Source organism: Roseateles sp. PN1 (assembly GCF_038419725.1).
Classification (GTDB): domain Bacteria; phylum Pseudomonadota; class Gammaproteobacteria; order Burkholderiales; family Burkholderiaceae_C; genus Paucibacter_A.
This window is the reverse complement of the sequence record NZ_JBCARA010000012.1, coordinates 129,472-154,946: the sequence shown is the minus strand read 5'-3', so window position 1 is coordinate 154,946 and position 25,475 is coordinate 129,472. Positions and strand designations below refer to the sequence as shown.

The 25,475-nt window shown below is 64.4% G+C and carries 23 protein-coding genes; 6 read left to right on the top strand and 17 right to left on the bottom strand.

Annotated elements, in window-relative coordinates; all coding sequences use genetic code 11:
- Nucleotides 1-3: 3 nt before the first annotated feature.
- Complete coding sequence (locus AABB87_RS18370; RefSeq protein WP_341972715.1) at nt 4-2,331, bottom strand: CehA/McbA family metallohydrolase; 2,328 nt, start codon at nt 2,329-2,331, stop codon at nt 4-6.
- 140 nt (nt 2,332-2,471) lie between these two features.
- Nucleotides 2,472-3,275 carry a PEP-CTERM sorting domain-containing protein gene (locus AABB87_RS18365; RefSeq protein WP_341972714.1) on the bottom strand — a complete coding sequence of 268 codons (804 nt, stop codon included), beginning with the start codon at nt 3,273-3,275 and terminating at the stop codon, nt 2,472-2,474.
- A gap of 32 nt (nt 3,276-3,307) precedes the next feature.
- Here AABB87_RS18365 and AABB87_RS18360 point away from each other — a divergent pair, with 32 nt between their 5' ends.
- A complete protein-coding gene (locus AABB87_RS18360) occupies nt 3,308-3,433 on the top strand; it encodes a hypothetical protein (RefSeq protein WP_341972713.1) in 126 nt (41 codons plus the stop codon).
- Between the two features lie 460 nt (nt 3,434-3,893).
- Here AABB87_RS18360 and AABB87_RS18355 read toward each other — a convergent pair whose 3' ends face one another.
- Nucleotides 3,894-4,457, bottom strand: coding sequence for a ComEA family DNA-binding protein (locus AABB87_RS18355; RefSeq protein WP_341972712.1), 564 nt, complete (start codon nt 4,455-4,457; stop codon nt 3,894-3,896).
- A 129-nt stretch (nt 4,458-4,586) separates the two neighbouring features.
- Between AABB87_RS18355 and AABB87_RS18350 the strand changes: the two genes are divergently transcribed.
- A complete protein-coding gene (locus AABB87_RS18350; RefSeq protein ID WP_341972711.1) occupies nt 4,587-5,792 on the top strand; it encodes a cation:proton antiporter in 1,206 nt (401 codons plus the stop codon).
- 28 nt (nt 5,793-5,820) lie between these two features.
- Here the strand turns inward: AABB87_RS18350 and AABB87_RS18345 are convergent, their stop codons facing one another.
- Nucleotides 5,821-6,498: a DUF1345 domain-containing protein gene (locus AABB87_RS18345; protein ID WP_341972710.1), complete on the bottom strand. Its 678-nt coding sequence runs from the start codon at nt 6,496-6,498 to the stop codon at nt 5,821-5,823.
- Nucleotides 6,488-7,633 (bottom strand): cation diffusion facilitator family transporter, encoded by a 1,146-nt coding sequence (locus tag AABB87_RS18340; protein WP_341972709.1) that lies wholly within the window; start codon nt 7,631-7,633, stop codon nt 6,488-6,490. The genes AABB87_RS18345 and AABB87_RS18340 overlap by 11 nt, the downstream gene beginning before the upstream one ends.
- A 497-nt stretch (nt 7,634-8,130) precedes the next feature.
- On the opposite strand from AABB87_RS18340, the gene AABB87_RS18335 reads away from it, so the two are divergent.
- Complete coding sequence (locus tag AABB87_RS18335; RefSeq protein WP_341972708.1) at nt 8,131-9,684, top strand: methyl-accepting chemotaxis protein; 1,554 nt, start codon at nt 8,131-8,133, stop codon at nt 9,682-9,684.
- Between the two features lie 28 nt (nt 9,685-9,712).
- Here AABB87_RS18335 and AABB87_RS18330 read toward each other — a convergent pair whose 3' ends face one another.
- From AABB87_RS18330 to phaP, 8 genes are all read right to left on the bottom strand, one after another.
- Nucleotides 9,713-10,408: a phosphatase PAP2 family protein gene (locus AABB87_RS18330; RefSeq protein WP_341972707.1), complete on the bottom strand. Its 696-nt coding sequence runs from the start codon at nt 10,406-10,408 to the stop codon at nt 9,713-9,715.
- Nucleotides 10,409-10,664: 256 nt separating this feature from the next.
- Entirely contained in the window at nt 10,665-10,916 is a 252-nt protein-coding gene (locus AABB87_RS18325; RefSeq protein ID WP_341972706.1) for a DUF3297 family protein, read from the bottom strand.
- 180 nt (nt 10,917-11,096) lie between these two features.
- Nucleotides 11,097-11,462: a copper-binding protein gene (locus AABB87_RS18320; protein ID WP_341972705.1), complete on the bottom strand. Its 366-nt coding sequence runs from the start codon at nt 11,460-11,462 to the stop codon at nt 11,097-11,099.
- Nucleotides 11,463-11,473: 11 nt separating this feature from the next.
- Nucleotides 11,474-11,965 (bottom strand): DUF411 domain-containing protein, encoded by a 492-nt coding sequence (locus AABB87_RS18315; RefSeq protein ID WP_341972704.1) that lies wholly within the window; start codon nt 11,963-11,965, stop codon nt 11,474-11,476.
- 80 nt (nt 11,966-12,045) lie between these two features.
- Entirely contained in the window at nt 12,046-13,461 is a 1,416-nt protein-coding gene (locus tag AABB87_RS18310) for a multicopper oxidase family protein (protein ID WP_341972703.1), read from the bottom strand.
- Between the two features lie 16 nt (nt 13,462-13,477).
- Nucleotides 13,478-14,947 (bottom strand): TolC family protein, encoded by a 1,470-nt coding sequence (locus tag AABB87_RS18305; protein ID WP_341972702.1) that lies wholly within the window; start codon nt 14,945-14,947, stop codon nt 13,478-13,480.
- Nucleotides 14,948-15,187: 240 nt separating this feature from the next.
- The gene (locus AABB87_RS18300; protein WP_341972701.1) at nt 15,188-15,667 is read right to left on the bottom strand and encodes a hypothetical protein; all 480 of its coding nucleotides are present in this window, start codon (nt 15,665-15,667) and stop codon (nt 15,188-15,190) included.
- Nucleotides 15,668-15,819: 152 nt separating this feature from the next.
- Nucleotides 15,820-16,365 (bottom strand): phasin family protein, encoded by a 546-nt coding sequence (gene phaP, locus AABB87_RS18295; RefSeq protein ID WP_341972700.1) that lies wholly within the window; start codon nt 16,363-16,365, stop codon nt 15,820-15,822.
- 304 nt (nt 16,366-16,669) lie between these two features.
- Here phaP and AABB87_RS18290 point away from each other — a divergent pair, with 304 nt between their 5' ends.
- The 3 genes from AABB87_RS18290 to AABB87_RS18280 all read left to right on the top strand — a co-directional run bounded on the left by AABB87_RS18290 (nt 16,670) and on the right by AABB87_RS18280 (nt 19,852).
- On the top strand, nt 16,670-18,682 hold the full coding sequence (locus tag AABB87_RS18290) for a DEAD/DEAH box helicase (protein ID WP_341972699.1): 2,013 nt from the start codon (nt 16,670-16,672) through the stop codon (nt 18,680-18,682).
- Nucleotides 18,683-18,891: 209 nt separating this feature from the next.
- Nucleotides 18,892-19,467: an excalibur calcium-binding domain-containing protein gene (locus AABB87_RS18285; RefSeq protein WP_341972698.1), complete on the top strand. Its 576-nt coding sequence runs from the start codon at nt 18,892-18,894 to the stop codon at nt 19,465-19,467.
- Between the two features lie 85 nt (nt 19,468-19,552).
- Entirely contained in the window at nt 19,553-19,852 is a 300-nt protein-coding gene (locus AABB87_RS18280; protein ID WP_341972697.1) for a helix-turn-helix domain-containing protein, read from the top strand.
- A gap of 61 nt (nt 19,853-19,913) precedes the next feature.
- On the opposite strand, the gene AABB87_RS18275 is transcribed toward AABB87_RS18280, so the two are convergent.
- From AABB87_RS18275 to fabI, 4 genes are all read right to left on the bottom strand, one after another.
- Entirely contained in the window at nt 19,914-21,875 is a 1,962-nt protein-coding gene (locus AABB87_RS18275) for an energy transducer TonB (RefSeq protein WP_341972696.1), read from the bottom strand.
- Between the two features lie 321 nt (nt 21,876-22,196).
- The gene (locus tag AABB87_RS18270; protein ID WP_341972695.1) at nt 22,197-23,942 is read right to left on the bottom strand and encodes a methyl-accepting chemotaxis protein; all 1,746 of its coding nucleotides are present in this window, start codon (nt 23,940-23,942) and stop codon (nt 22,197-22,199) included.
- 199 nt (nt 23,943-24,141) lie between these two features.
- Nucleotides 24,142-24,669: a MaoC/PaaZ C-terminal domain-containing protein gene (locus AABB87_RS18265; RefSeq protein WP_058718470.1), complete on the bottom strand. Its 528-nt coding sequence runs from the start codon at nt 24,667-24,669 to the stop codon at nt 24,142-24,144.
- A 3-nt stretch (nt 24,670-24,672) separates the two neighbouring features.
- Nucleotides 24,673-25,473 (bottom strand): enoyl-ACP reductase FabI, encoded by an 801-nt coding sequence (gene fabI, locus AABB87_RS18260; protein WP_341972694.1) that lies wholly within the window; start codon nt 25,471-25,473, stop codon nt 24,673-24,675.
- Nucleotides 25,474-25,475 lie beyond the last annotated feature (2 nt).

Sequence of the window (25,475 nt, the reverse complement as noted above, 5' to 3'; positions counted from 1 at the left end):
GGCTTAGAAGGAGCCGGAGAAGATTTGAGTGCTGTAGCTGATGCTCAGCTTGTTCGGATTGATGAAGCTGAGCGGCACCGTCACGCTGGCGCCTGCGGCCAGGCCCGTTGCGCCCAAGCTGATATAGGGCGCGCCGGCATGGCTGCCGGTGGCGCCGTCCAACGTCACGCCGCTGGTCAAACCATTGAATTTCAACTGCAGCGGGCCCTGGATGGCTTTTTGAGCCGTCAGGGTGAGGCTGCCGGTGAAGCGCTGCGTGACACGGTTGTAGACCAAGCCCGAACGGCTCACGCTGAACGCGGCGCTGACGTCACTGACATTGGCGACCGTGAAGCTGACATTGCCCGAGCTGCCCGCATTGTTGGCCGCGTCATAGGCCACGGCATTGACACTGTGGCTGCCGTTGGCCAACTGGCTGGAGTCCAGCTTGAGCGCAAAAGGCGCGGCGCTGCTGCTGCCCTTGAGTTGCCCGTCAACATTGAAGTCCACCCGGGTCACGCCGACGTTGTCACTGGCGCTGGCGTTCAAAGTGATTTGACCGCTGTTGCCGCTGACGCTGGCCGTTACTGTCGGCGCTTCGGTGTCGGCCACTTGCGTGACCCAAATGGGGGCCGACCACAGAATCTTGCCGTCGGTCTGGGTGATCTTGGCGTAGTAGAAATGCTCGCCCAAGGATGGCGTGAATTTGTTGACGGCCTGGCTCGACAGCAGCGTGACGGTGCCATTGCGCTTGGGCACGCCTTCGAAGATCTGCACCGTGGCCGCAGCCTTGCCCGCGCCCGGCGCGTAGTTGGCAACCAGGTTCAAGGGGCCAGCATTGCGGAAGCTCTCGCCCATCAGCCGGCCGTTGGCGGTCAGGATCAGCTGCGAGGTCTTGTCCATGGTGGCGAACACGCGGCGCGCCTTGATGGCCTCGATGAAAGCGTCTTTCGACAAAGGCGTGCCGGTGGGAATCAGGATGCCGTTGCGATTGGTGCTTGAAGCGCCCCAGTTGGCGCAGTGATTGTCTTGGTTGGTGGTGAAGGCGATCTTGAACCCTGCCTCAAGCGCTTTCTTGCAAGCGCCCTCATAGCCGCTGGTGCCGTTGTCGGACTCATTGGTGGTGTTTGAGAAGGCCGGTGTATTCATCACCTCGCACAGCGCGATCGCCTTCTCGCCATCCTGGGTGTAGCCCATGGCCACGCCGTTGACCAGATACTGGCCGCTGCTGGACGGATGGTTGAACTGACCCACCCAGCCGCGCTGCGCCATCAGGCTGTACAACTTGGCTGCGTTGTTCTTCTCGGTCAAGGTATCGGCCAACAACTCACCCTTGCCGTTGTATTCCCAGCCGAGCAACTCATTGGAGTTGAAGATATTCAGGTGGCCGCCGCCGCTGATCGTGCCCCACTCCATGCCGTAAACGCCCAGAAACTTGGGGTTGGCCGCATTGAAGTTGGCTGCTGCAGCCAAACCCGACTGGTAGAGATTCTTGGCATAAGCCGGTGTCTGCCCGGTGTTGGTGCCGGTGTCGCCGTCGAACATATGGTTGTGTTCGGAAGTCACCAAGATGTCCAGGCCACGCTCCATGGCGTACTGGTAGGCCTGGGTAGGGCCCTGGCCCATATTGGATTGCGGGTGATTCTCCCCGGTGCACTTGCCAATGGCGCCACCGCCATCGCTATGGCCGGTCTGGCTGTGCAGATTGCCGAAGTAGACGGTGTAGGCCAGGCCCGCAGCGCCGACGGCCGTCGCACTCAAAGCCGGTGCGCTGCGTAGCGTTCGCGCGTTAGGCGCGGCGACCGCGCTGCGTGCGGTGGACAAGGCCTTGAAGGCGGGCATGGCCGGTGCGGCGATGGCGCCGACTTGCATATCCCAGCTCTGTTCAACCAGTTCCGCATCCACTGCATTCAGCTGGTTTTCAACGAAGTCGGCTATCAGGCCGACCGAGGGAAGCTCGCCCTCAGCCACGGCCGAACTGGCCGTTAGGCGCACTTGGTAAATGCCGTCAGCGGCGGCCATGCCGAACTGGCGTCCCGCCCAATCCACGGTGACGGCGAGCTCCCCTTTCACCAAGGTCTCCACCCCATACCAACGCTGCACCAAGGCCCCGGTGGAGTCCAACAATTCCAGGCGCCACGAGACCGTCTGGACTTGCTCCACCTGGGGGTAGTCGAACTTCAAAGTGAAGCGACGCGCTTCGGCGATGGCGCCTGCCTCGGCCCGGAAGGGCACATGCAGCGTGGCCTCGAACTCCTGGTGATCGGGGCTGATGCCGCTGGCCAAAACCAAGCCGCTTGACGAGGCGCTCAGCAGCAGGGCGATGGCGCGTTGAAGGGTGTGCGTTTGCATAGAGGAGGCAATGGGGAAGCTTGGCCGGGCACCGCGTAGTGCGCCCAGCCCTTGAAGCTATGAGAATTCAGGCAAGGAGGGGCTGGCGTGCCGATGGAACGCCAGCCGCATTGAGCAGACGCGAGGTCCGCTTCTGCTGCTTAGGCCTTGCGGCGCTTGGCCACAAAGCCCATGGCGCACAGACCTGCCAGCATCAGGGCGTAGGAGCTGGGCTCGGGCACCGCAGCTGCCATCACGGTCAGGTTGACGTTGTCGATGGCCAGACCATGGTCATTGCCGGCATCGTTCTTCTCGACCCAGCGGACCCACAGGGTGTCGTTGGCGGCCCAAGGCGTTGTCACGGTGCCACCGAGGCCGGTGACTTTGCCTGCGACGTTGCCGTTCACTGCTGCGCCAGATCCTGTGTTGCTTTTGACTGGCGAGGCCCAGTCAAAGGACGCACCAGGGGCGGTCCAGTTGCTGACGGCCGCGAAGGTGGCGCCGAAGCCGTATTCCAAGATCATCTTCTGAGCCACTGGCGTTGCTGCGCCGCCGTCGCGCCATTGTTCGCCGGTGAAGCCGATGTTGAAACCCGTGAAGGCCGTATTGCTGGTGTTTTGAAACGCCACCGCAATCCAGCCGATAGTGAAGCTGCCGCTTCCGACGCTACCCAGGGCGCGCTCGCCGTCGGTGCCATAGCTGCGGATGCCGCCGGCGTTGGAGGTGCCTGCCTCGGCGCTATAGCTTGCCACCGCAGTGCTGGTGTTTGTTTTGAACAGGCTCCAGCCTGCAATCGTGCTGTCATTGACCCAGACATTGTTGGCACCGCTTGCGGCCAAGCTGTCAAACGTTTGGCTGTAAGCGAACTTGGCATCAGCCACCACAATCGATGCCTGCGCAGGAGCAGCAGCCAACAGAGCTGCCGCGGTGATCAGGGACAAGGAAGCCAGGGGTTTAAAAGACATCTTGGGGTCTCCAGTGAGCAAAAGAAAAACGAATGGATGAAGGCCTGAAACAGGCCGCTTGGCAAAAAATCGCAGGACTTCGCAAACGTTTGCGTAGCGCTGAAAAAAATAGCGGCGACGCACCGTTTCAGAACCAACAGCGTGATCAAGGCCCATGACCCAGCGCGCGCCTCACACAAACTCGATGTCTGTGAAAAACTGCCCAAACCAGAGTGATTTCTGCTGTTATTTCTGCAGTGCAGCATAGCGAGCGCTCGGTGACAGGCGTGTGTCAAGAAGCTCGGGCTTTCCCTTGAAACCCTCTATTCCGGGGGGGTCTTCATGGCGGCGCTTGCGGGCGCAAACGGGGCCTATCGTTTGCGCGGCGGACCTATCGAATGAGGCGAAGTCAGGACAAAGAAACTGGCCACTAGCCACTAGCTGCGGCACAGACGCCATCGTCTGGCACCTAGCCGCGCGCCGCGTCGAACTGCTGAGCTTCAGCCTCCCGTCACGACGTTCAGCCGTTTGCCCGCGCTTGGCGCACAGAGAAGCAGCACACAGCTGACCGCTGGCCGCCAAGAAAAAGGCGCCCCTCAAGGCGCCTTGTGGCCATGCGCATCACGCGCTGGGCTCCAGCTACTTTTTGGGCGCTGCGCTTGCTGCCGTTGCTGCAGCAGCAGATTTGGCGGCCTTGTCAGCCTTGGCTTGCGCCTTGGCCGCTTTGTCGGCTTCGGCCTTGGCCGCTTGCGCTTTCTTGGCCTCCTCTGCCGCTGCGGCCTTGGCGGCCTTCTTGTCTTCCTTGGCTTGCTTGGCGGCCGCCTTCTTTTCTTCCGCACTCATGGGCGCCGAGGCAGCCGCTGGCACAGAGGCAGGCGCTGACTTGGATGCCTTGGCCGCCGGCGCGACGGCCGCTTTGGCAGGCGCGCCAGCAAAGGCCGCGCCATTGACCGTCAGACCTTCGGTCGAGAACTTGGCGGCATTGCCGTCACCGACACCCTGGACGCGCTCCACCAGATCCGGCCAGTCCTTGAAAGCGCCTTTCTTGCGTTCCGCCAAGATCTTGCTGGAGATGGAAGGGCCAATGCCCTTGATGGTTTCCAACTCGGCCTGCGAGGCCTTGTTGGCGTCCACCGCCGCGAACGCGGTGGCAGCGGCAAACAGGGCCAGCCACATGATCATGATTCGTTTCAGCATCAGCATTTGATTCATCCTCGGCTAGGGTTGAATGGAAGCGATCAGCATTGACTGCGGCGATTGGCGCGCCCCGGCTTGAAGCAGGGAGCGCCTACCGCACAATCGCATCCCAGTATGCACAAGGCCGACTAAAAAATGCACCTGTCCACAGTCGAAATTTTCCTGCTCGCGATGCTGATCATCCTGAGCGTGCCCTACCTGACTTGGCGGCTGCTGCGGACCGACTATTTCGCGCCGCTGGTGGTGGTGCAAATCATCACGGGCATCTTGCTCGGCCCAGGCGTGCTGGGTGCGGCCTTCCCGGAGTACTACCGCTTTGTGTTCAACCCCGCGGTGGTGCAGTCGCTCAACGGCATTGCCTGGTGGGCGGTGATGCTGTTTGTGTGGATCGCCGGCATCGAACTGGACCTCAAGGCCGCCTGGCTGCACCGCCGCGAAAGCAGCATCACCGCCGGCCTGGCCTTGGGCGGGCCGCTGCTGCTGGGCAGCGCCGCGGCCTTGGCGCTCTTGGCCCTGCCGGGCTGGATAGGCCCCAAGGCCTTGAGCTGGCAATTCGTGCTGGGTGTGGGCATGTCTTGCGCCGTCACGGCCTTGCCCATTCTGATCTTGCTGCTGGAAAAGCTGGCCCTGCTGCGGCGGCCCATCGGGCAGCGCATCTTGCGCTATGCCAGCGTGGACGACATCGCCATCTGGGCGGTACTGGCCATGATTCTGATGGACTGGCATCGCGTCGGCCGGCAACTCGTTTTCATCCTCGCCTTTGCCGTGCTTGGCGCGGCCTGCCGTTGGCTGATGAAGCGCTTGCCGGCCAGTGACCGCTGGTATGTCGGCCTGATCTGGCTGGCCGCCTGTGCATTCGGTGCCGATTGGTCGGGCCTGCACTTCATGGTAGGCGCCTTCCTGGCCGGCGCCATCCTCGACGCCGAGTGGTTCGAGCAGACGCAGATGGACAGCCTGCGCCACCATGTGCTTTTGGTCATCATGCCGGTGTTCTTCCTGAGCACGGGCTTGCGCACCAGTTGGGAGTTAGGCGGCAGCATGGTCTTCCTGGTGGCCGGCTTGCTGCTGTTCGCCTCGGTGGCGGGCAAGCTGGCCGGCGTGCATCTGGCCGGCCGCATCCTGGGCTGGCGCGCGGGCGAGGCATCGCTGATTGGCTGGTTCTTGCAGACCAAGGCACTGATCATGATCATCTTCGCCAACATCTTGCTAGATAAGCAAATCATCACCAGCGCCAGCTTCACCGCCCTGCTCTTGATGGCCGTGGCCAGCACCATGCTGACGATTCCAGTGGTGACACCAAAGCTAAAGCGCATGGCGGCTTTGCTGGGGCGGGCGGCCTAGTTCTTTACCGCTTGTCTCGTGGAAAGAGCTAAATCAAACCCGCGCCAATATTGATCAACAGCGCCAGCACCATGGTGTTGAACAGATAAGCCAGGATGCAGTGCAAGCTGCCGATGCGGCGCAGGTGCTTGGCCACAAAAGCCACATCGGCGGTCTGGCCTGAAGTGCCGATGACGGCGGAAAAGTAGAAGAAGTCGCCATAGTCCGGCTCGTCGTCGCCGGGAAATTGCAGCGGCGGCGGGCGCCCGCGCTCCAGCTCGGCGTAGTACTCATGCGCGTAGTGCAGGGCAAACATCATCTGGATGAAGGCCCAGGAGGCCATCACCGTGTAGCCGCCCAAGGCCATATGCGCCACCTTCAAGCTGCCATGCATGTCCTTGACGATGGCAAGCTCAAAAGCGATGGCCGCCAGGCTGGCCACAGCGCTCACAAACACCATCGCCAGAATGAAGATCTGCGAGTTGTCCTGCAGCTTGGCGCGGCGCCGAATGCTGCTATGGCTGGAGCGCCACATCATCACCACCGCCAGCAGCACATAAAGCGTGGTGCCGGTGTTCCAGGCAATCAGGCAGCGCGTTAGGGTATGGGTCGACACCTGCGCCGGCAAAAACACCAGCACCAGCAAGGCGATGCCGGTGGCTAGAAACAAACGCGGCCGCGCCTGCAAGAGGCGCAGCAGGCTGCTGCGGGCGGACTCAGTGTGCATGGGGGTGAGCCGCTGCCGCATGCAGCGCGGGCTTGAACAGCGCGCAAGTGGCATGCTGGCTCTGGCCCAGTTCCACTTGCAAGGTGCTGTGCTGGATTGCAAACCGCTCAGCCAAGGTGTCGGTGATGGCGTCCAGGGCCGCGTCGCCGGGGTGGCCGGCAGGCATCACCAAATGGACCGTCAAGGCGCTCTCTGTGGTGCTCATGGCCCAGATGTGCAGATCATGCACGGCGCTGACGCCAGGCTGTTGCAGCAGAAAAGTCTGCACGGCCGCAAGATCGATGCTCGCCGGCACCGCATTGAGCACCAAACCGACGGCCTCGCGCAGCAAGCCCCAGGTGCCGACCAGAATCACGGCCACGATGAGCAGGCTCAGCAGCGGGTCCAGCCAATACCAGCCGGTGAGCAGCATGCCCAGGCCCGCCAACACCACCACCAGGGACACGGCCGCATCGGCGGCCATGTGCAGATAAGCGCCGCGCACATTCAGGTCGTTCTTGGCGCCGCGCATGAAGAGCCAGGCCGAGAAACCGTTGACCGCAATGCCTGCGCCCGCCACCAGCATCACCGTCAGGCTGGCCACCGGCGGTGGCGCGCTGAAGCGCTGGATCGCCTCCCAGGCAATCGCGCCGCAAGCCACAAACAGCAGCACCGCATTGCCCAGGGCCGCCAGGATGGAGCTGCTGCGCAAGCCGTAGGTGTAGCGCTGATCGGGCGCTTTGCGCGCCAGCAAGGTGGCGCCCCAGGCCAGCAGCAGGCCCAGCACATCAGAGAGGTTGTGCCCGGCATCGGCCATCAAGGCGGTGGAGTTGGCGGCAAAGCCATAGCCGAACTCAAGCGCCACAAACAAGCTGTTGAGGATGATGGCAAGGACGAAGGCGCGGCCCTGCGTGTTGGGGTCACCATGGTGGTGGTGACCTAGCCCATGCGAGTGGGCATGGCCGTGGCCGTGGCCGTGGCCGTGATCATGAGCATGAGCATGGGCGTGGGCATGGGCATGGCCGTGGCCGTGGTCATGAGCATGGGCATGGGCGTGCGCCTCGGCATGTTCATGGTTGTGTTCATGTGCATGCTGAGCGGAATGGTCGTGGCCACAAGCACCGTGGTCGTGGGAATCGGAATGGCTGGCTGTCATCGTGGCGAGAGGCTGGGAGTCGAATAGCGTATAAGCCCACCGCGCTTTGGCTGCATTTCTAGCCGCATTTCTGGCCGCGTTTTTCTGCCGAGCTTTGGCCGAGCTTTGGCGCCGCCAAAGGCGGTCACCGCGCCGGCAGTGTAGTGCGGCCCTCCCGGACATGCCTGCCGCAAAGCCCGCAATCATTTCGTGACATTTTTGTGAAAGTCCCGCGAAAAGCTCGCAATAGTCGCTAGCGCAGGCCGCGTCAATTGATATTGATCAATTTTTCGAGGTGACAATGCCCAGCGCACAAAATGTTGCACGCGTGCGAAATACGCCCTAAATCACGGCCAATTGGGACTTTGGGCACGAGGGTATCCCCCTAATCTGCCGGACCCTGCTCGCAATACTGGCCTCGCCGGCAACGCGTGCGCAAGCGTTTTTTTGGGCACGGCCTCGGTGCAGCGAGGTACGGCCCTTGCATGACTGTAGTTAGAGCCCTGGATCGCCCCCGCATGAGAAACAACCAACCTGTCAGCCAGCAAGAATTTGCCTTTCCCAAGGGCAAGACGCTGGTCTCCACCACCGACCTGAAGGGCCGCATCAAGCACTGCAACGCCGCCTTTGTGGAGGTCAGCGGCTTCACCCGCGAGGAGCTGCTGGGCCAGCCGCACAATTTGATCCGCCACCCCGATATGCCGGAAGAAGCCTTCCGCGATATGTGGTCCACCATCAAGACTGGCCTGCCCTGGTCAGGCATGGTGAAGAACCGCCGCAAGGATGGCGACCACTACTGGGTGCTGGCCAATGTCACGCCGCTGATGGAGAACCGGCAGCCGGTGGCCTATATGTCGGTGCGCACCGAGCCGACACGTGCGCAGGTGGCGGCGGCCGAGCAGCTCTACGCCACCATGCGCGGCGAAAAGCAGACCGGCCAGCAAGTTCATGTGCTGCGACAGGGCCAGTTGCTGCGCCAAGACTGGTTGGGCCGCCTGGCCGGGCAAAAGCGCCACATGCCCTGGTTGCGGCGCTGGGCCAGCTACGCCTTGTTGATGGCCGCCGGCTTGCTCGCCAGCGCGCTGCAACTGCCCGCGCTGGCGGATATCGCGGCACTGCTGGGCCTGAGCGCCATCATGGCCACCTTGGCCCAGCGCCAAACCCTGCGCAGCCAGCAAGCCTGCCTGGACTACGCCAACCAGCTCGCCGCCGGCGACCTCAGCCAGCCGCTGGCAAGCAGCGGCCAAGCGCAGAACCGTGCGCTGGAAACGGCGCTGAATCAGCTGGCCGTCAATATCCGCGCCCTGGTGTCCGACACCCGCAGCGAACTCGACGCCATGAGCGCCAGCACCCAGCTGATTGCCAAGGGCAATAAGGATCTGGCCCAGCGCACCGAGGCCCAAGCCGCCAGCCTGGAGCAAACCGCCGCCGCGATGGAAGAGATCACCGGCACCGTGCGCAGCAGCACCGACACGGCCGACCAAGCCAGCACCGTGGTCACCCAACTCAGCGGCATGAGCCAGCGCAGCGCCGAGGTGGTGCACCACGCCAGCCACAGCATGGCCGCCATTGCGGGTTCATCCAAACGCATCGGCGAAATCATTGCGGTGATCGACAGCATCGCCTTCCAGACCAATATCCTGGCGCTCAATGCGGCGGTGGAATCGGCCCGCGCCGGCGAGCATGGCCGCGGCTTCGCCGTGGTGGCCAGTGAGGTGCGCGCCCTGGCGCAACGCAGCTCGGCCGCCGCGCGCGAGATCGCCCAGCTGATTCACGACTCGGCCGACAAGGTCAGCGAAGGTGAGCGCCACACCGGCACGGCGCGCGACAGCATTGATGCCACCCGGCGCTCAATGGAGGACTTCAGCAGCCTGATCGGCCAGATCCACCACAGCGCGCAAGAGCAGCTGACCGGCATCACGCAGATCAACCAGGCCATCAATCACATGGAGCAGATCACGGTCCAGAACGCCGACATGGTGCAAGACCTCGCCGCTTCGGCCCAGCTCTTGCTCGGCCAAGTGGATGAGGTGGGCGCCGCGCTGCGCGTGTTCACGCTGACGCGGCGCTAAAGCGGACTTGGCGCGGGGCTACGGCCGCCTACTGGGCCAGATGTCGGCGCTGCAAAACCTGCGCCAGCGCCAAGCACAGCAAGGCCCAGGCCGAGCCAAAAGCCCAGCCGCCCAGCACATCGCCCAGCCAATGGGCGCCCAGCATGACCCGGCTCAAACCGACTAGAAAGCTCAGCAGCAGCGCGGTGCCCAGCAAGAACAGGCGCTCACTCGGCCGCACCCGCATGCTGGCTAGCAAGACCGCCAGGGTCAGATAGACCAGGGCCGACATGCTGGCGTGGCCGCTGGGGAAGCTCCAGCCCGCCCAGGCGGCATCGGCAAACGCAGGGTCAGGTCTTGCGCGGGCGAACATGCCCTTCATCAAACTCAGCAAGCTCACGCCGGACAAGGCCGCCACCGCCACCAGCAGGGCGCGCCCGATATGGCGGGTAAGCGCCAAGAACAGCACGGTCAAACCGCACAACAAGCCCAGCACCGCTGTGCTGCCCAAAGCGGTCAGATCGCGCATCACCTCGGCCAAGCCGGGATGCGCGGCGCGCCAGGCATGCGCCGCCAGCAGCGCCCTCTGCTCCAAGGCCGAAGCCCCACCGCTGGCGCTGCGTTCGCTGAGTTCAATGCTCAGCCAGGCAAAAAGCGCCATCAGCAGCAAGGCCGTCAAGGCCCAGGCCATGGGCTGGCGGGAGTTTGAGGTGGAGAAAGGCGTGGAAGCCGAAAGCTTGGGCATAAGCACCTAATTTGAAAGCGCGGCCGCGCCTTGCTTGGCTGCGTAGGCAGCACTGTCAGCGCTGATGGCAGCAATCTTGGCCGCGGTGCGCGCTTGCACTGCAGAGCCGCGCGCTAGTGCGGCGGTGTCGCACTGCAGTGGCGGCCGAAGGGCGTGGCCATTGGCAAGCCCGCCGCGAAAAGAGCACCGGCCGGCATGGCCATCATCAGGCCCAGCCGGTGCGCTGGATGAGGGCCAAAGCATTTGGCCCTCAGGGTCAGCGGTAGAAAGCCTCGACGCGGCCCTTGATCTTCATCATCAGCGGGCGACCCTTGCGGTCGCGCGTCTTGGGCGAGGCCACCATCACCCAGCCTTCGCTGATGCAGTATTCCTCAACGTCAAAACGCTCCTTGTCGTTCAGGCGGATGCCGATCTCATGCTCGAACACGGCGGCGTCGTGATGCGGGCTGCGCGGATCGACGCTCAGGCGATCGGGCATGGGGGGCAGTTCTTTTTTGACTTCGGTCATGGCGGCTATGTGTTCCAGCTAGGGACTAAGAATAAGCTGCGATTTTCCCGCATTTGGCCCCATTTGGCCGCCGGCATGCGCGCGCTGCGCGCAAACAGCGGTTCAGGCATGCTGAGGCTGGCAATGGCGGCATTCAGCGGGAAGCCGCCGAATGCCGCCGAATGCCACCTTTTCCCCCGTTCAGGGCGCGGTGAGGTGCAACTCGGTCACCACATAGCCCGGGTTGCCGCGCTCGGCCCGGAAGCGGATCTTGTCGCCGGCCTTGAGCGTTGCCAGCTGCGCCGCGTCCTTGACCCGGAACACCATGGTCATACCCGGCATGGCCAGATTTTTGATCTCGCCATGCTTGATGGTCAGCTTGGCCTGCTCCAGGTCGACCTTGCGGATCTCGCCTTCGGTCAGCGCCTCGTTCGCACTGCTGCCACTATTGCTACTCGCGCCGCTGGCCGGCGGCATTGCAGTCGAGGTCTGCGCCTGCACGGCCAGGCTGTTTGCGCTCAGCGCTATGAAGGCAGCCAGGAGAAATAGGGTGGAACTTTTTTTCATGGTCAGTGGGCTCAAGGGTAGGACTGGTAAACACGGCTGCTGCCATCTTTGGCGAGCAGCAAAACGTCGTAGGGGTCTTTGCGGCCGCGGTACTCCGGGCCGTCCATGCCGGGCGAACCCAAAGGCATGGCGGGCACGGCCAGGCCAATGGCCTTGGGGCGTTCTTTGAGCAAGCGCCAAATCTCACGCGCCGGCACATGGCCTTCCAGGGCATAACCGCCTACTAGGGCGGTGTGGCAAGAGCCGTATTCCAGCTTGATGCCCAGGCGCTCGCGCGCATCGGTGTTGCCGCGGTCATCCACCTGGGTCTGGAAGCCATTGGCTTGCAGGTACGCAATCCAATCCTTGCAGCAGCCGCAACTCGGGCCGATCCAGATTTGCACCACCGGCTTGCTCGGGCTGGCGGCCTGCGCCAAAGGCGCAAGCGGCGCCACCAGGCCCAGCACGGCCAAACTCAAAAGGGTTCGCCGTTGCTGGCGCTTTTCAATACTGCTGCGATTCATTTTGTTGATTCACTTTCTTTCAATTTGCATGGGCGATGGGACGGCCCCGCTTGGCGAGGCCAATCCTTCACAGCCGCCTCTCAGTGGCCGGCATGCGAGTTGGGTTTGCGGACCTTGAGTTCGGTGGGTGCGGCCGGGGCGCTGGCGGGCATGGACTGACCCCGGCTTTCGGCCCCGGCCACCGCGCGCTTGGCCGCCGGCATGGCGCCATCCCACTCAAAGGCGACCTCGCCCTTGGGGTGGGCGTACCAGCCGGGGTCGCTGTAGTCGCCGGGCTTTTGCTCCTTGCGCACCTTCAGCACCGAGAACATGCCGCCCATCTCCACCCCGCCGAAAGGCCCCTGGCCGGTCATCATCGGCAAGGTGTTGGCGGGCAGGGGCATTTCCATTTCGCCCATCTCGGCCATGCCGCGCTCGCCCATGCTCATGTAGTCGGGAATCAGCTTGCTGATCTTCTCGCTAACCCCGCGGGAATCCACCCCGATCATGGTGGGCAGGCCATGGCCCATGGCATTCATGGTGTGGTGGCTCTTGTGGCAATGAAAGGCCCAGTCGCCCGGCTCATCGGCCACAAAGTCGATCTGCCGCATCTGCCCCACGGCCACATCGGTCGTCACCTCGGGCCAGCGCGCGCTCTTGGGCACCGGGCCGCCATCGGTGCCGGTGACCATGAACTCATGGCCATGCAAATGGATGGGGTGGTTGGTCATGGTCAGGTTGCCAACCCGGATGCGTACCCGATCATTCAAGCGCACATTGAGGGAATCGATGCCCGGGAAGACACGGCTATTCCAGGTCCACAGATTGAAATCCGTCATGGTCATGATCTTGGGCGTGGCCGCACCCGGCTCCACGTCGTAGGCGCTGAGCAGGAAGCAGAAGTCACGATCCACCGGGCTGATGAGCGGATTCGGGGCCTTGGGATGGGTGACCCAGAAGCCCATCATGCCCATGGCCATCTGCACCATCTCGTCGGCATGCGGGTGGTACATAAAGGTGCCGGGGCGGCGCGCCACGAACTCATAGACAAAGGTCTTGCCGGGCTGAATGGAGGGCTGGGTCAGGCCCGACACCCCGTCCATGCCGTTGGGCAGGCGCTGGCCATGCCAGTGCACGCTGGTGTGCTCGGGCAGCTTGTTGGTGACGAAGATGCGCACCCGGTCGCCCTCCACCACCTCGATCGTTGGGCCCGGCGACTGGCCGTTATAGCCCCACAAATGCGCCTTCATGCCGGGTGCCAATTCGCGCACCACCGGCTCGGCCACCAGATGGAACTCCTTCACGCCCTGGTTCATGCGCCAGGGCAAGGTCCAGCCATTGAGCGTGACCACCGGGTTGTAGGGCCGGCCGCTGGTGGGAACCAGGGGCGGCATGGTGTCGGGCCGGGTTTGCAGCACCGGCTCGGGCAGCGCGGCCATGGCGACCTTGCTGACCGCAGCAGCCGAGACAGCAGAAACCGCGCCAGCACCCAAAACAAAATTGCGTCGATTGAACATTGGGATAACTCCAGATTCAGTGGGCCGGGGCGGCGCCAGCGCCGGTGGCCGCTGTGGCCGCGGGGCTGGCCTGCGCCAGGCTGGGCTTGCCGATCAAGGCCATATCGAGGTCGGCCTGGGCCAGCCAGAAATCACGCTGCGCCTCGATGGCGGCATTGACCGTGCCGATCTGCACCCGCGCGTCTGCCAACAACTCGAATACGCTGATGAACATGCCGTTGTAGCGCAGCAGGTTTTCCTCGGACACCTGCTTGGCCAAGGGCACCATCTCGTCACGGTAATGGCGGGCGATCTCGTAGCTGCTGCGATAAGCCTCAAAGGCTTCGCGCAACTCGGAGCGCGCTTCCACCCCGGTTTGCGCCGCCCGTTGCAGGCTTTGCATGTACAAGGCCTCGGCCTTGGCGACCCGCGCGCCACTCCAATCGAACAGCGGCAACTCCAGGCTGACTTCCCAGCCGGTCTTGCGTGGCGCCTCGTTCGACGAGGCATTGCTGAGGCCGAACTCCAGCACATTGACGAAGCGGGTGACCTGGCTCAGGCCCAGGTTCTTGGCCGTCGCTTCGGCCTGCAAGCGCGCGGCTTGCACGTCCAGGCGCTGGGCAAAAGCCTGGCTCTCCAAGCCCTGCGGCTGACGCAGCTGCTGCGGCAAGTCGGGCAGGCGAGATGGCAGGGTGAAGGCCGGCGCGGAGGACGCTGCTGAAGCGACCGGGACGATCGGCCCAGTGAGCCCCAGCAAACGGGTCAAGCGCTCACGCGCAGCCAGCTGCGCACGTTCGGCCCGCACCAAGCCCAGCTTGGCTTCCAGGGCCAGGTTTTGCTCGCGCATCTTCTCCAGCTTGCTGAAGTTGCCGACCTGCGCCAGGCGTTGCGCCAGCTCCCCGCCGGCATCTGCTGCAGCTTTCACATCGCGCTGATAACGCAGCGTTTGCTCGGCGGCGACCGCTGCGTAAAAAGCCTTCTTCGTCTCGGCCGCCAGCGCCAGCATCTGCTGCGTCAAGCCGGTTTGCACGGCCGCAAAACGGCGTTGTTCCAGCTGCACGCTCAAAGGCATGGCGATCAGGCGGGCCAGATCGAATGAGAGGCCACGGTCAATCTCGCGCTCATCACCTTGGCGCGACTTGCCAAAACTGAAATGCGGATTGGGCCAGCGCCCGGCTTGCACCAGGTCCGCTTCAGCCAATCCCAAGTCATGAAAAGCGGCCTGCAAGCCGGGGTTGTTGAACAGCGCGATCTGCACCGCGCTGTCCGCCGTGAGTTCTTTGGCCAGCAGCTCGGCCACGCGTTGCTGCAAGCGGCTTTGCTCGGCCGGGCTTTTGGCCCGTTGCAGGTCCTGGCCGAGATGCTGGCGGGCGGCATCTTGCACGGGGCCGATGCCGCCGTCTTTGCTAAAGCTGGCGCAAGCGCCCAGCAAGACAGGCAGGCCTGCCAACAACAGCATGCGCAGGGCCGAGCCCGGCCCGCCACGCTGGCTTAAATTTGGGAGCATGTTCTGAGACACCAAGATGTCCTTTCATACGAGTTCTTCGTCGCATGGGGCAACTCACGAGCTTGCGCCTGAGCTCAACGCCTCAGCGCCAAACCGGCATCGTGATGCTTGCCAAAACAGCAGCGCATGCCATTGCGAATGCGGCTGCCCGTGCGGCAAGACGCCGCAGCCAAGCATGCGAGAGAGTCGAAAGATACTGTGCCGGGCCAGGAAGACACCCTGGGCCGGGCGACGCGGCAATCAGGTGCGCGCGGGTCGCGGCGGCCGCTCGATGCCACCGCAGAGTTCGCGGTCATGGCTTTGGGGCAGGGGGCTGATCTGTGCCATCCCGGTGGTCTGCAGCACGGGCAAGCTCATCAGCACTGGGCCAATCACCGCTACGCCGCAGCAGGCCGCACAGGCGCTGCAATGGCCTTGCGCCTCTTGGTGGCCGTCCTGGCCTGGCGCATGATGGTCGGCCTGCTCAGCTTGATCGGCCTGACCGCAATGGTCGAACAGCGCAGCGGCTGCAGCAGCCATCTCAGCCTCTTGCTCATCCTGGCAGTCCGCCAACATCGCGGCGTGTTGAGCCGAAGGGCTAGCCTCACTCAGCGGCTCGGCCATCACCCCCGCCCCAGCATGGCTGGGCGCGCACATCAGCATGGCCGTCGCCGCAATGCCCTGAACGGGAATTGCCAGCGCCAGCAGCCAAGCCAGAGCGATGCGGATCAAGGTGTTCACACGGCAATTGTAAAGGCGGCCTTCGAGCGCCTCAGGCGGCGCAGCTCTTGGAGGCTTAAGCAACAAGGCTTGCCGCAATGAGAAACGCCCCGCAAGCGGGGCGTTTTCTTTTCATGTCCAGGCTAGACGGCTAGGGCTGGATCACAGTTGGCTTACTTGCCCTTGCTGGCCGAATGCGAGGCCTTGACGGCCATCTCGGTGGCAGTGGCAAAGCCCTTGCTGGCGGTTTCAACGGCTTGCTTGGTTTGGGCTTGCGCCGTTTCCAGGGCCGACTGACCGGCGCTCATGGCCGTCTTGAATGCGGACACTGCTGTCTCGCTGCCGGCAGGGGCTTGCTTCAGGGCAGCTTCGATGCTGGCTGCGGCTTGGCTTTGCACTTCGGCAAACTTGCCTTCGGCGGCCTTGCTCAGGGCGGTGCCGGTTTCGGTGACGATTTCCGCCACGGCGCGACCGTAAGCCGCGGCCTTCTCGGTCAAAGGCTGCACCTGGCCGGCGACGGCGCTCAAATCTTGCGGGGCCTTGGCGGCCATCACGGCTTGCATCTGTTCGGCCGATTCGGCCATGGCCGACTTGGCGACAGACAGATTCAGCTCAACCAGCTTTTCAAAGCCAGCCAGGCTGGTGGCGGCCATGCTGCTCATATCGGCCATGGCGGTCTTGGCGGCGTTCAGGAATTGTTCTGCGGATGGGTTGTTCATGCGAGCTCCAAAGGGTTTGAGCTGCAATCCGGAAAACAAGATATGTTGCGGTGCAGCATGAATCAATAGTAAGGGCGAAATCCTGCAATGCAAGCGAAATTTGCTGCAGTGCAGCAAATATTCTTTGGCGGCGGCTTTTCTGCAGGTAATCGGCCTTGCAGATTGGCTGGCAAGCGACTCTGCGGGCTGGGTGACCCGGCTATAGTGCCGCCCTTCCCACGCCATCGCATTCCCCTGGCCGCTGTTGCCTCTGCGGCAGCCCAATCCCAAGCCCTGGTCTTCCTCTGCCCTTCGCACCCAAGTCATGAGCCTTGCCGATCTGCGTGCGGCGCTGGACGCCGAGCTGGCGGCCACGCCCGAGTATTACGACTTCAAGGTGCTGCGCAGCGAGCGCGAAGGCCAGCTCTGGCGCGTCACGCTGGAAGCCGGTTACGTCTACGCCGAAGGCCAGCGCCCCGGCCAAGCCTCAGCCCACGCGCTGCTGGACGCCAGCCTGGACGGCGCCTCCGCCTGGTGGGGCGCGCCGGTCAAAGGCGGCGCCACGGTGCTGGCGGTCTTGGCCGAGGACGACCAGCTGCTGCTGCAAAACGCCAGCTGCCCGCCGCCCGGGCCGGACTGCCTGATCCGCCTCTACCCCAGCCGCTTTCTCAGCGCCGTGGCCGATGCCTGGTGGGACACGCCCTGGGCCGAGCGCGCGCTGGCCTGCCTGCCCGACTTGGCGCAGCCGCAGCGCGTGGATGAGGGCTCGGCCCTGACCGGCGCGCCTTTTCGCTGGTTGCGCCCGGCGCAGCGCCAGGCCCTGCCGCTGGTGGACTACAGCAGCGCTTTTCTGTGGGGCCCGCCGGGCACCGGCAAAACTACCACCCTGGGCGTGCTGCTGGCCGAATACCTCGAACGCCGCCCCGACGCCCGCGTGCTGTTGCTGTCCACCACCAACCAAGCCGTGGACCTGGCCACCTTGGCGGTGGACAAAGCCTTGCAAAAAGGCCGCCGCGATGCCCTGCGCAGCAGCGTGCAGCGCCTGGGCACCCGCTTCGACGCCGCCGCCTACGCCGGGCGCGAACACCTGATCCCCACCACCGACCAAGACCTGATCAGCCAACTCGCCCGCGCCGAAGCCGCCCGTCCCGCCAGCCGCGACGCACAGCAGCTCAAAGCCTGGGCCGACCGCGTGGCCGCCTTGCGCGAAGCCCTGCGCAGCGCCTCGCTGCAAGTGCTGCGCCGCTGCCGCCTGGCCAGCATGACGACGACTCGCGCCGCCTTCACGCTCAAAACCCTGCGTGAGCTGGCGCCCGACGATGCGCCGCCCTTTGACCTGCTGGTGTTCGACGAAGCCAGCCAAGTCAGCCTGGCCCATGCCTTGGCCCTGATGCCGCTGGGCCGCTGCCGCTTGTTCGCCGGAGACCCACAGCAACTTTCCCCCGTGCAACGCAGCCCAGACCGCGGCGCGCGCCGATGGCTGGGCCGCTCGGCCTTTGCCGAAAGCCCCATGCGTGGCCCCGCCGTGGCGCTGCTGAACGAGCAGTCGCGCATGGCCGGGCCGATTTGCGATCTGGTCAGCGAGATGTTCTACGACGGCGCCCTGCAAGTGGCCGCCGATGCCCAAGCCTCCCCCGCCTGGCTGGCTGAGCGCCAGCGCCCGCTGGGTGACATCAGCGCCGACACCCATGTGCAAGTGCAGCACGTCGCCAGCCAAGGCGCCTGGAGCGCCGCCGCCCGCGGCCCGCTGCGCCGCGAATCCGCCGAGGCGATTGCCAAAGAAATTGCCGCCGCCCTGAACAGCGAGCAGTGGCAAGCCCATGAGCTGATCGTGCTGACGCCTTTCCGCGCCCAACGCGCCCTGCTGCGCCAATGCCTGCAGGCGCATGGCGTGCCGGACACCGTGAAGGTCAGCACCGTGCACCGCGCCCAAGGCAGCGAAGCGGCCCTGCTCTTCTTCGACCCGGTGGACGGCAGCCAGCCTTTTCTGCAAAGCGAAGAAGCCCGCCGCCTGATCAATGTGGCGCTGAGCCGCGCCCAGGCCAAGGTGCTGGTCTATCTGTCAACGGCTGACGCCAGCAACCCCTTGCTCGCACCCATCGTGCAGCGCCAGCGCCTGGCGGGCGACAGCCGCGAGGCCATCTCCTTGCTGCAGCTGGCACGCCAAGCCAACTTCCCCGCTAACGCCCTGGGCCAGCGGGTGCAAGCCGGGCGGCACACCGGCGAGGTCAGCCGCCTGAGCGCAGACAAACGCCAGTTATGGTTGGTGAATGAGCGCAGTGGGGCTGAACAGCTGATTGATGCGGAGTTTTGGCGCGGCAAGGCGAGTGCGTCTTGATTTGCCGAGAAGGCGCGCGGTATTCGCTACGCCTTCACAGTTGGAATGAACATCATTGCAGCACCGGCGCTCATGAGCTAACTTGCAATTAACATGCACGCCTTTGACTTCGTGCTGAGCCCAACTCCGCAGGCATTATTTGCGCAAGTTCCGGGATCGCCGAATCAGGCCCGAGCTCTTAACAACTCCAACATTTTTTAGCATCGCCAATGCGCCACTCTGGCATCCTCCGCTCCTGGCATGAAGACCGTGGCTTCGGCTTTATCGCGCCAACCCAGGGCGGCCGTGAGCTGTTCGTCCACATCAGCGCCCTTCCGCGCGACGGCACCCAACCCACCGTCGGTGAAACACTGAGCTATGAGTTGGGCCGAGGGCCAGACGGCAAGATTCAAGCGGTGAAGGTGCTGCGGCAGGCCGTCGGAACGCCGATGAGGCGAACCCAAGTTGCGCCGACACAGCGCAAGCCCCGGGCCTCACGCACTCCGAAGCTGATCATGGCAGTACTCATACTTGCGCTTGGTGGCTATGGCTATGCCAAGTATGAACAACGCCTGTCAAAGTACACCCAAGATCCCCAGCCCCTCGCCACTGGAGAATGGGCACCGACAGTACCATCTGCGGCACCAAGCCGCTTCAGCTGCGATGGGCGCAAACACTGCTCACAAATGAGCTCCTGCGCAGAAGCCACTTTCTTCCTGAAGAACTGTCCAGACACGATGATGGATGGCGACGGTGACGGTGTACCCTGCGAGCAGCAATGGTGCACAAGCCCCTTCGCTAAATAGGCGGCGCCTCCTCAAGTGCGTCGCCAGCCTTCGAACTCTGTGCGGAATCCTCTTCAACCGCAGCACACATAGAGACAATCTCCCCATGGCACAAGGCAAACGAGTTTCTCTGGACATTGGCGCGGACGCTCTGCAATCCATCAAGGATCTGGGTGCGGCTGCCAAACAGGCGCGGCTACAGGCGGGCGAAGGTCAGGCGGCAGCTGCTGCCAAGCTGGGCGTGCATGTGCAGACCATAGGCCGCATCGAGTCGGGCGAGCCGGGCGTGGCCGTCGGCCATGTGATGGGCATGTTGGCCTTGTACGGCATCGCGGTGCAGGCGCATGCGGCGACTTCGGGCGCAGCGGGTGCCGCGGCCGAATCAGGGCCAGCAGGCGCGGACTGAATCGCGCCGGTGCTAGTGCGCTATCCGCAATATCACACTAGCCTCATCAAGTGCACACGGTTCAGTACAGCCGGATCGCCATATCGAAGTGCCAGGTCCGGCGGATTTCGATCACATCGAATTCGCGCGCCAAGTTGGGCTGGAAGGCTGGGTAAGGCGCGTGGCTTTGCACGACGCGGCGGATGGCCTCGTCCAGCTCGGCCGAGCCGCTGGAGGTGACAAAAGTGACCGCCTCTACCGAACCGTCACGGCGGATCGCCACCGTCACCAGCGGCTTGTTGTGAGGCTGTTTGAGGGCGTCACGCACCAGATCGAAGCTCATATTCAGCTCGATCTTGCGGCTCCAGGCTTCGGCGTAAAGCAGCATCTCGGCATTGGCGTCGCTGCGGCCAAACAGGCGGCCGCGCCGCTGGCTGCTGGCCGAGGGCAAGAGCGGCGCTGTGCTGGCTGCCCCGCGCATGCCGGGCGGGTTGGCATCAGCCCGGGCGGCATCACGCCGGGCCGCTTCTTCATCTAGCTGCCGGCCCATGGCCCGGCGCACGGCCTCGCGCTTGGCGTCTTGCTCGGCGCGCTCCGCTTGCTTATTGGCGGCGGCCAGCCGTGCGGCTTCCTGGCTGGCGGCGACCTGACGTTCGGCGGCTTGTTGCGCGGCCAGTTGCTGTGCCGCCTGTTCTTGTGCCGCCAATTGTTGGGCGGCCAACTTCTGGGCCGCTTGTTGACGCGCCGCTTCCTGAGCAAGTGCAGCCTGACGTTCCGCGGCTTGCGCTTCGGCGGCCCGGCGTTCAGCGGCTAGGCGCTCTGCAGCCAGACGTTGTTCTGCCGCTTGTCGGGCTGCGGCGGCCTGCCGAACGGCCTCTTGCTGAGCGGCGGAAGCAGCAGCTTGCGCGGCAGCAGCCAGTTGGCGTTCGGCCTGCAGGCGCTCGGCTTCCTGCTTGGCTGCGGCTTGCTTGGCGACTTCTTGCTGAGCGGCAGCCTGGCGCGCTGCGGCTTGCTGGGCGGCTGCGGCTGATGCAGCGGCCGCTTGCTGCTGAGCGGCCTGTCGCGCCATTTGCTGACGCTCGGCCTCCTGCCTTGCGGCGGCTTGCAGCTTTGCGGCGGCTTCACGGGCCGCTTCCTGGCGGGCAAGCTCTAACGCCTGACGCTGCGCTTCTTGGCGGGCTTCCACCTGCGCCTGCGCCTCTTGCCGCGCCGCCTCCGCCCTTTGCTCGGCCAGCACGCGCTGCGCCTCTTGTTGTTGCTGTTGTTGCTGCTTGGCTTGTTCAAGCGCCTCCAACTCCAAGGCGCGGGCCTTGGCGGCTGCCTCTTCTGCCGCCGCGCGCACTTGATCGGCGCGCACCGCGTCACGCAGCCCCGCCATCTCGGTCAGGGCTGCCGATGCGGCGGGCGATGCCGCATGCAATGCGGCCGGTGCCAGCCGATGCAGCGGCACGACTTGGGTTGCCACTTCCGAGTTGGTCAAGGCTATCAGTGGCGGCGCCGCGGGCGATGGCTGCGGCTCGGGATCCGAGGGCTGCGCGAACAAAGTTGGTGATGGCGCAGTTGCCGTGGAAGTTGTTGCTGTGGGGTTTGGCCTTGGCGCCGCTGCGGACATGGCCGGCGGCGCTGTGGTCACGCCGGCCTCGGCGGCTGGGGCATCCGCCAGGTAAACGGTGGCGGCGCCTGGCTCGCTCTGCGCCGGCAGCAGCGCCGTGGCCGGCTGGGCCGGGTCAATCTGCGCAGGCTGTTCAACGGGCGGCAGCGGGGGCGGTGGCGGCAGCTGAGCCGCGGCGCTTTGCTCAGGCGGCGTCGCCAGCACCACGCGCAGATCCACCGGCTCTTGCCCTCGGCGATCCTGCCAGGGCAGAACCAGCCCAGGCAAGCCTGAACCCTGGCCGCCGACAAACAGGCTCAACAGCAGGCCGTGAATCAGCAACGAAGCCAGCAGGGCGACGTTGACGCGGCGGCCGTCGGGGTCGGCACTCGTTGAACCGCGGCCAAAGCTCAGGCCGCGCAAGGCACGGCGCGCGATGCTCGCGGAGGCCAAGGCGCCGACTGACTCGCTACGCGAATCGCTGGGTTGTTGGCGGGGAGATTGACTCGGCGTGGTGCTCAAGCAGGCACCACCCAGATCGTGGCTGGCAGCTCGGGCGCGGAATGGTCACGCGCAGGCAGCCAGGAAGCCGCACAGCCGACGCTGCGCCCAGGCCACTGGCCGTGGCCTTGCTGGTACAGCTGGGCAAGCATTGAAGGCGCCGCAAATCGCATGCGGCGCATTCTCTCTCATGCGAACGGGGCGGCCGGCTTGGCGCTGATGCGGGTGCCGGGGCCACTCATTACGCGCGGCGCGGCTCGCTTTGGCGCAAGCTCAGAAGGAGCTCCAGTCGCCATCATCAACAGGCGCTGCGGCCTTGGTGGCTGCGGGCGCGGGGCGCTGGCTTGTTTGAGCCATTGGCTTGGCGGCGACTTTTGATGGTGCGCGCACCGCGGCCTTCGCGACTGCCTTATAGGGCGCCGGGCGGTTCATGGCGCTGCTGGTGCGCGCCGCAGCGGCGGGCTGCGAGGCACGCGAATGCGCGTCCAGCTTGAAGCTAGACACCGCGCCCACCAGGGTCTGGGCTTGATTGCGCAGGCTCTCGCTGGCGGCCGCACTCTCTTCCACCAAGGCCGCGTTCTGCTGGGTGGCGCGGTCGAGTTGGCTGATGGCCTCACCGACCTGGCTGATGCCCAGCGATTGTTCGCGGCTGGCACTGCTGATCTCGCCCACGATGTCGGCCAGCTTTTGCACCGAGCTGACGATGTCTTGAATGGTCTGGCCGGCCTTGTCGACCAGCTGCGTGCCGCTTTGCACCTGCTCAACCGAGTGGGTGATCAAGCCCTTGATTTCCTTCGAGGCCGCCGCCGAGCGCTGCGCCAGCGTGCGCACTTCGGCCGCCACCACCGCGAAGCCTCGGCCCTGCTCACCGGCGCGGGCCGCTTCCACCGCGGCGTTCAAGGCCAGGATATTGGTCTGGAAGGCGATGCCATCGATCACGCTGATGATGTCGGAGATGCGGGTGGAGCTGGTCTCAATGCCGCGCATGGTGCTCACCACCTCGCCCACCACCTGGCCACCATCACGCGCCACTTGCGAGGCGCTCTGGGCCAGCTGATTGGCTTGCGCGGCGCTCTCGGAGTTCTGCCGCACGGTGGCTTGCAGCTGTTCCATCGTGGCCGACGTTTCTTCCAGCGAAGACGCCTGCTCTTCGGTGCGCGAGGACAAATCGGCATTGCCCTGGGCGATCTCGGCGCTGGCCGTGGCCACCGAATCTGCCCCCATGCGCACACTGCCCACGGTGGCGATCAAGCTCTGCTGCATGCGCTGCATGCCTTGCAGCAACTGAGCAATTTCGTCATTGCCGCTGAAGCTGATGGGCTGGCTCAGGTCGCCTGCGGCCACGCGCTCGGTGGCCGCTTGGGCCTGGGTGAGTGGACGGGTGATGGCACGAATCAAACTCACTGACAGCAATGCACCGACGGCCAACGCGGCCAGGCTGATCAGGGTCAACCAAGTCAGGGCCGAGCGATAGACCTCCTCGCCGTGCTGCTTGGACGCAGCGGCGCCTTCCTCGTTAAAGGCCACCAGCTTGTCGATCAATGCGTCGGCGGTGGCGAAGACCGTGCGGGCCTCCTGGGCAGTTTGCTGCGCCTCTTCGGCTTTGCCGCCGCGCTTCAAGGTGACGGCCCGCTCGGACAGCTCAACATAGCGAGCCCAGTTGGCAACGAAGGACTCATAGGCCTTGCGCTCCGCATCGAGCGAGATCAGCTTGGCATAGTGCTCCCGCGCCTTATTGAAGGCCTCAAGCTTGTTGGACTTTTCGGCCCGCGCGGCCGCCAGTTCTTTTTCGTCGGAGCCATAGAACTCAAGCAGACCACCGCTGTGGTACTCCATCGCATGCGTGTTCATTTGCTTGACGGCGCTGACCGAGGGCAGCCAATTCGTGCTGATCTCATGCAGCTCGTTCTGCACCTGCTCCAGGCGGGAATAGGCAAACAAGGCCTGGCCGATCAGCAATACCAGCAGCAGGGCGAAGGCAGCGCGCAGCTTCCCGGCAATGGTCAAATTCTTCAGCATGGGGGCGGGTACTCCGGGAACAACGAGGGAAAGCATTCAGCGGGCGTGCCGCCGACAATGCACCATCATCCAAGATCAGCCTGGCCCGCAAGCCCCGAGATGCCGCTGGTTTACCTTGCAGTTGACACCCTTACCCAGCCAGGGCCAGCCTTAGGCAAGCCCTGGCACCGGGAGCGCTTGGCCGCCTCAATGCACCGAGCTAGTCGGCCTCGATGATCTTGCCCGCCAGCAAGGGCTCGGGCAGCTCGGTACGGTGGATGCGCAGCTTTTCCTTGGGTGCCATCACCTCGGCTTCGCCTTCGATCACCGCCTCGCCATGCTGGTTGAGGCAGCGGGTGTCCAGGGTCAGGCGGTGCCTGAGTTCATCGCGCGCCTTGACCGTGACGGTTACCGTCAAGGTGTCACCGATATGGACCGGCTTGAGGAACTTCAGGTTCTGGCCCAGGTAGATGGTGCCGGGGCCGGGGAAGCGCGTGCCCAGCACCGTGGAGATCAGCGACGCGCCCAACATGCCGTGCGCGATGATGCCGTGGAAGTGGCTGCTGTTGGCATACAGCGCATCCACATGGGCCGGGTTCACATCGCCCGACACAGCGGCGAAGAGCTGAATGTCGCGCATGCTGACGCTGCGCACCAGGCTGCCGCTATCGCCCACGCGGATGTCGGAAAACGGGCGGTTCTCCAGGAACTCGGAGGCGGGTTCGAATTGAATGATTTCTGCGTCCATGGCTTAGCCCATCACGTGGTAACCAGCGTCGACAAACACGACGTTGCCGGTCATGGCGCGTGCAGCATCGCTGCACAGCAAGGCGGTCACGGCGCCCACATCGGCGATCGTGACGAGTTGGTGTTCGGGTGCGCGAGCGGCGGTGTCGTCGAGCAGCTTCTCGAACTCACCGATGCCCGAAGCTGCGCGGGTCTTGATCGGGCCGGCCGATACCGCATGAACGCGTATGCCTGCCGGGCCGAGTTCGGCCGCCATATAGCGCACCGTGGCCTCCAGCGCGGCCTTGACCGGGCCCATGATGCCGTAGTTGGGCACCACCTTCTGGGCGCCGTAATAGCTCATGGTCACCAAGGCGCCGCCCTGGCTCATCAAGGGTTCTGCCAAGCGCGCCATGCGGGCGAAAGAGTGGCATGAGATGTCCATCGCGCGGGCGAAGCCGGCCGCGCTGCTGTCCACCACGCGGCCATGCAGGTCGGCGGCCGGGGCGAAGGCGATGGCATGCAGCACGAAATCGAGCCGCCCCCATTGCTGCTCGATCTGGGCGAACACGGCCTCCATCTGCCCGGGCTGCTCCACGTCCAGCGGGGCAATGATTTCCGCACCCAGCTGATCGGCCAGTGGCCGCACATGCGGCTCGGCTTTGGCATTCATAAACGTCACGGCGATGTCGCCGCCGAGTTGGCGAATCACCTGGGCGCAGCCGTAAGCGATGCTTTGATCGTTGGCGATGCCAACGATCAGGCCCTTCTTTCCGGCCAGGCTGGGCAGCGCGCTGGCTGGGCCTGGCTTGATTTGGCTTGTCATGC

What these genes read in the sequence shown, in the direction of transcription:
- AABB87_RS18365 (WP_341972714.1), bottom strand. Translation starts at nt 3,275, where the DNA reads ATGTCTTTTAAACCCCTGGCTTCCTTGTCCCTGATCACCGCGGCAGCT.
- AABB87_RS18280 (WP_341972697.1), top strand. Translation starts at nt 19,553, where the DNA reads ATGGCACAAGGCAAACGAGTTTCTCTGGACATTGGCGCGGACGCTCTG.
- fabI (WP_341972694.1), bottom strand. Translation starts at nt 25,473, where the DNA reads ATGACAAGCCAAATCAAGCCAGGCCCAGCCAGCGCGCTGCCCAGCCTG.
- AABB87_RS18270 (WP_341972695.1), bottom strand. Translation starts at nt 23,942, where the DNA reads ATGCTGAAGAATTTGACCATTGCCGGGAAGCTGCGCGCTGCCTTCGCC.
- AABB87_RS18330 (WP_341972707.1), bottom strand. Translation starts at nt 10,408, where the DNA reads ATGCCCAAGCTTTCGGCTTCCACGCCTTTCTCCACCTCAAACTCCCGC.
- AABB87_RS18345 (WP_341972710.1), bottom strand. Translation starts at nt 6,498, where the DNA reads ATGCACACTGAGTCCGCCCGCAGCAGCCTGCTGCGCCTCTTGCAGGCG.
- AABB87_RS18315 (WP_341972704.1), bottom strand. Translation starts at nt 11,965, where the DNA reads ATGAATCGCAGCAGTATTGAAAAGCGCCAGCAACGGCGAACCCTTTTG.
- AABB87_RS18350 (WP_341972711.1), top strand. Translation starts at nt 4,587, where the DNA reads ATGCACCTGTCCACAGTCGAAATTTTCCTGCTCGCGATGCTGATCATC.
- AABB87_RS18310 (WP_341972703.1), bottom strand. Translation starts at nt 13,461, where the DNA reads ATGTTCAATCGACGCAATTTTGTTTTGGGTGCTGGCGCGGTTTCTGCT.
- AABB87_RS18305 (WP_341972702.1), bottom strand. Translation starts at nt 14,947, where the DNA reads ATGCTCCCAAATTTAAGCCAGCGTGGCGGGCCGGGCTCGGCCCTGCGC.
- AABB87_RS18370 (WP_341972715.1), bottom strand. Translation starts at nt 2,331, where the DNA reads ATGCAAACGCACACCCTTCAACGCGCCATCGCCCTGCTGCTGAGCGCC.
- AABB87_RS18355 (WP_341972712.1), bottom strand. Translation starts at nt 4,457, where the DNA reads ATGCTGATGCTGAAACGAATCATGATCATGTGGCTGGCCCTGTTTGCC.
- AABB87_RS18285 (WP_341972698.1), top strand. Translation starts at nt 18,892, where the DNA reads ATGCGCCACTCTGGCATCCTCCGCTCCTGGCATGAAGACCGTGGCTTC.
- AABB87_RS18360 (WP_341972713.1), top strand. Translation starts at nt 3,308, where the DNA reads ATGGATGAAGGCCTGAAACAGGCCGCTTGGCAAAAAATCGCAGGACTT.
- AABB87_RS18265 (WP_058718470.1), bottom strand. Translation starts at nt 24,669, where the DNA reads ATGGACGCAGAAATCATTCAATTCGAACCCGCCTCCGAGTTCCTGGAG.
- AABB87_RS18325 (WP_341972706.1), bottom strand. Translation starts at nt 10,916, where the DNA reads ATGACCGAAGTCAAAAAAGAACTGCCCCCCATGCCCGATCGCCTGAGC.
- AABB87_RS18320 (WP_341972705.1), bottom strand. Translation starts at nt 11,462, where the DNA reads ATGAAAAAAAGTTCCACCCTATTTCTCCTGGCTGCCTTCATAGCGCTG.
- AABB87_RS18335 (WP_341972708.1), top strand. Translation starts at nt 8,131, where the DNA reads ATGAGAAACAACCAACCTGTCAGCCAGCAAGAATTTGCCTTTCCCAAG.
- AABB87_RS18290 (WP_341972699.1), top strand. Translation starts at nt 16,670, where the DNA reads ATGAGCCTTGCCGATCTGCGTGCGGCGCTGGACGCCGAGCTGGCGGCC.
- phaP (WP_341972700.1), bottom strand. Translation starts at nt 16,365, where the DNA reads ATGAACAACCCATCCGCAGAACAATTCCTGAACGCCGCCAAGACCGCC.
- AABB87_RS18340 (WP_341972709.1), bottom strand. Translation starts at nt 7,633, where the DNA reads ATGACAGCCAGCCATTCCGATTCCCACGACCACGGTGCTTGTGGCCAC.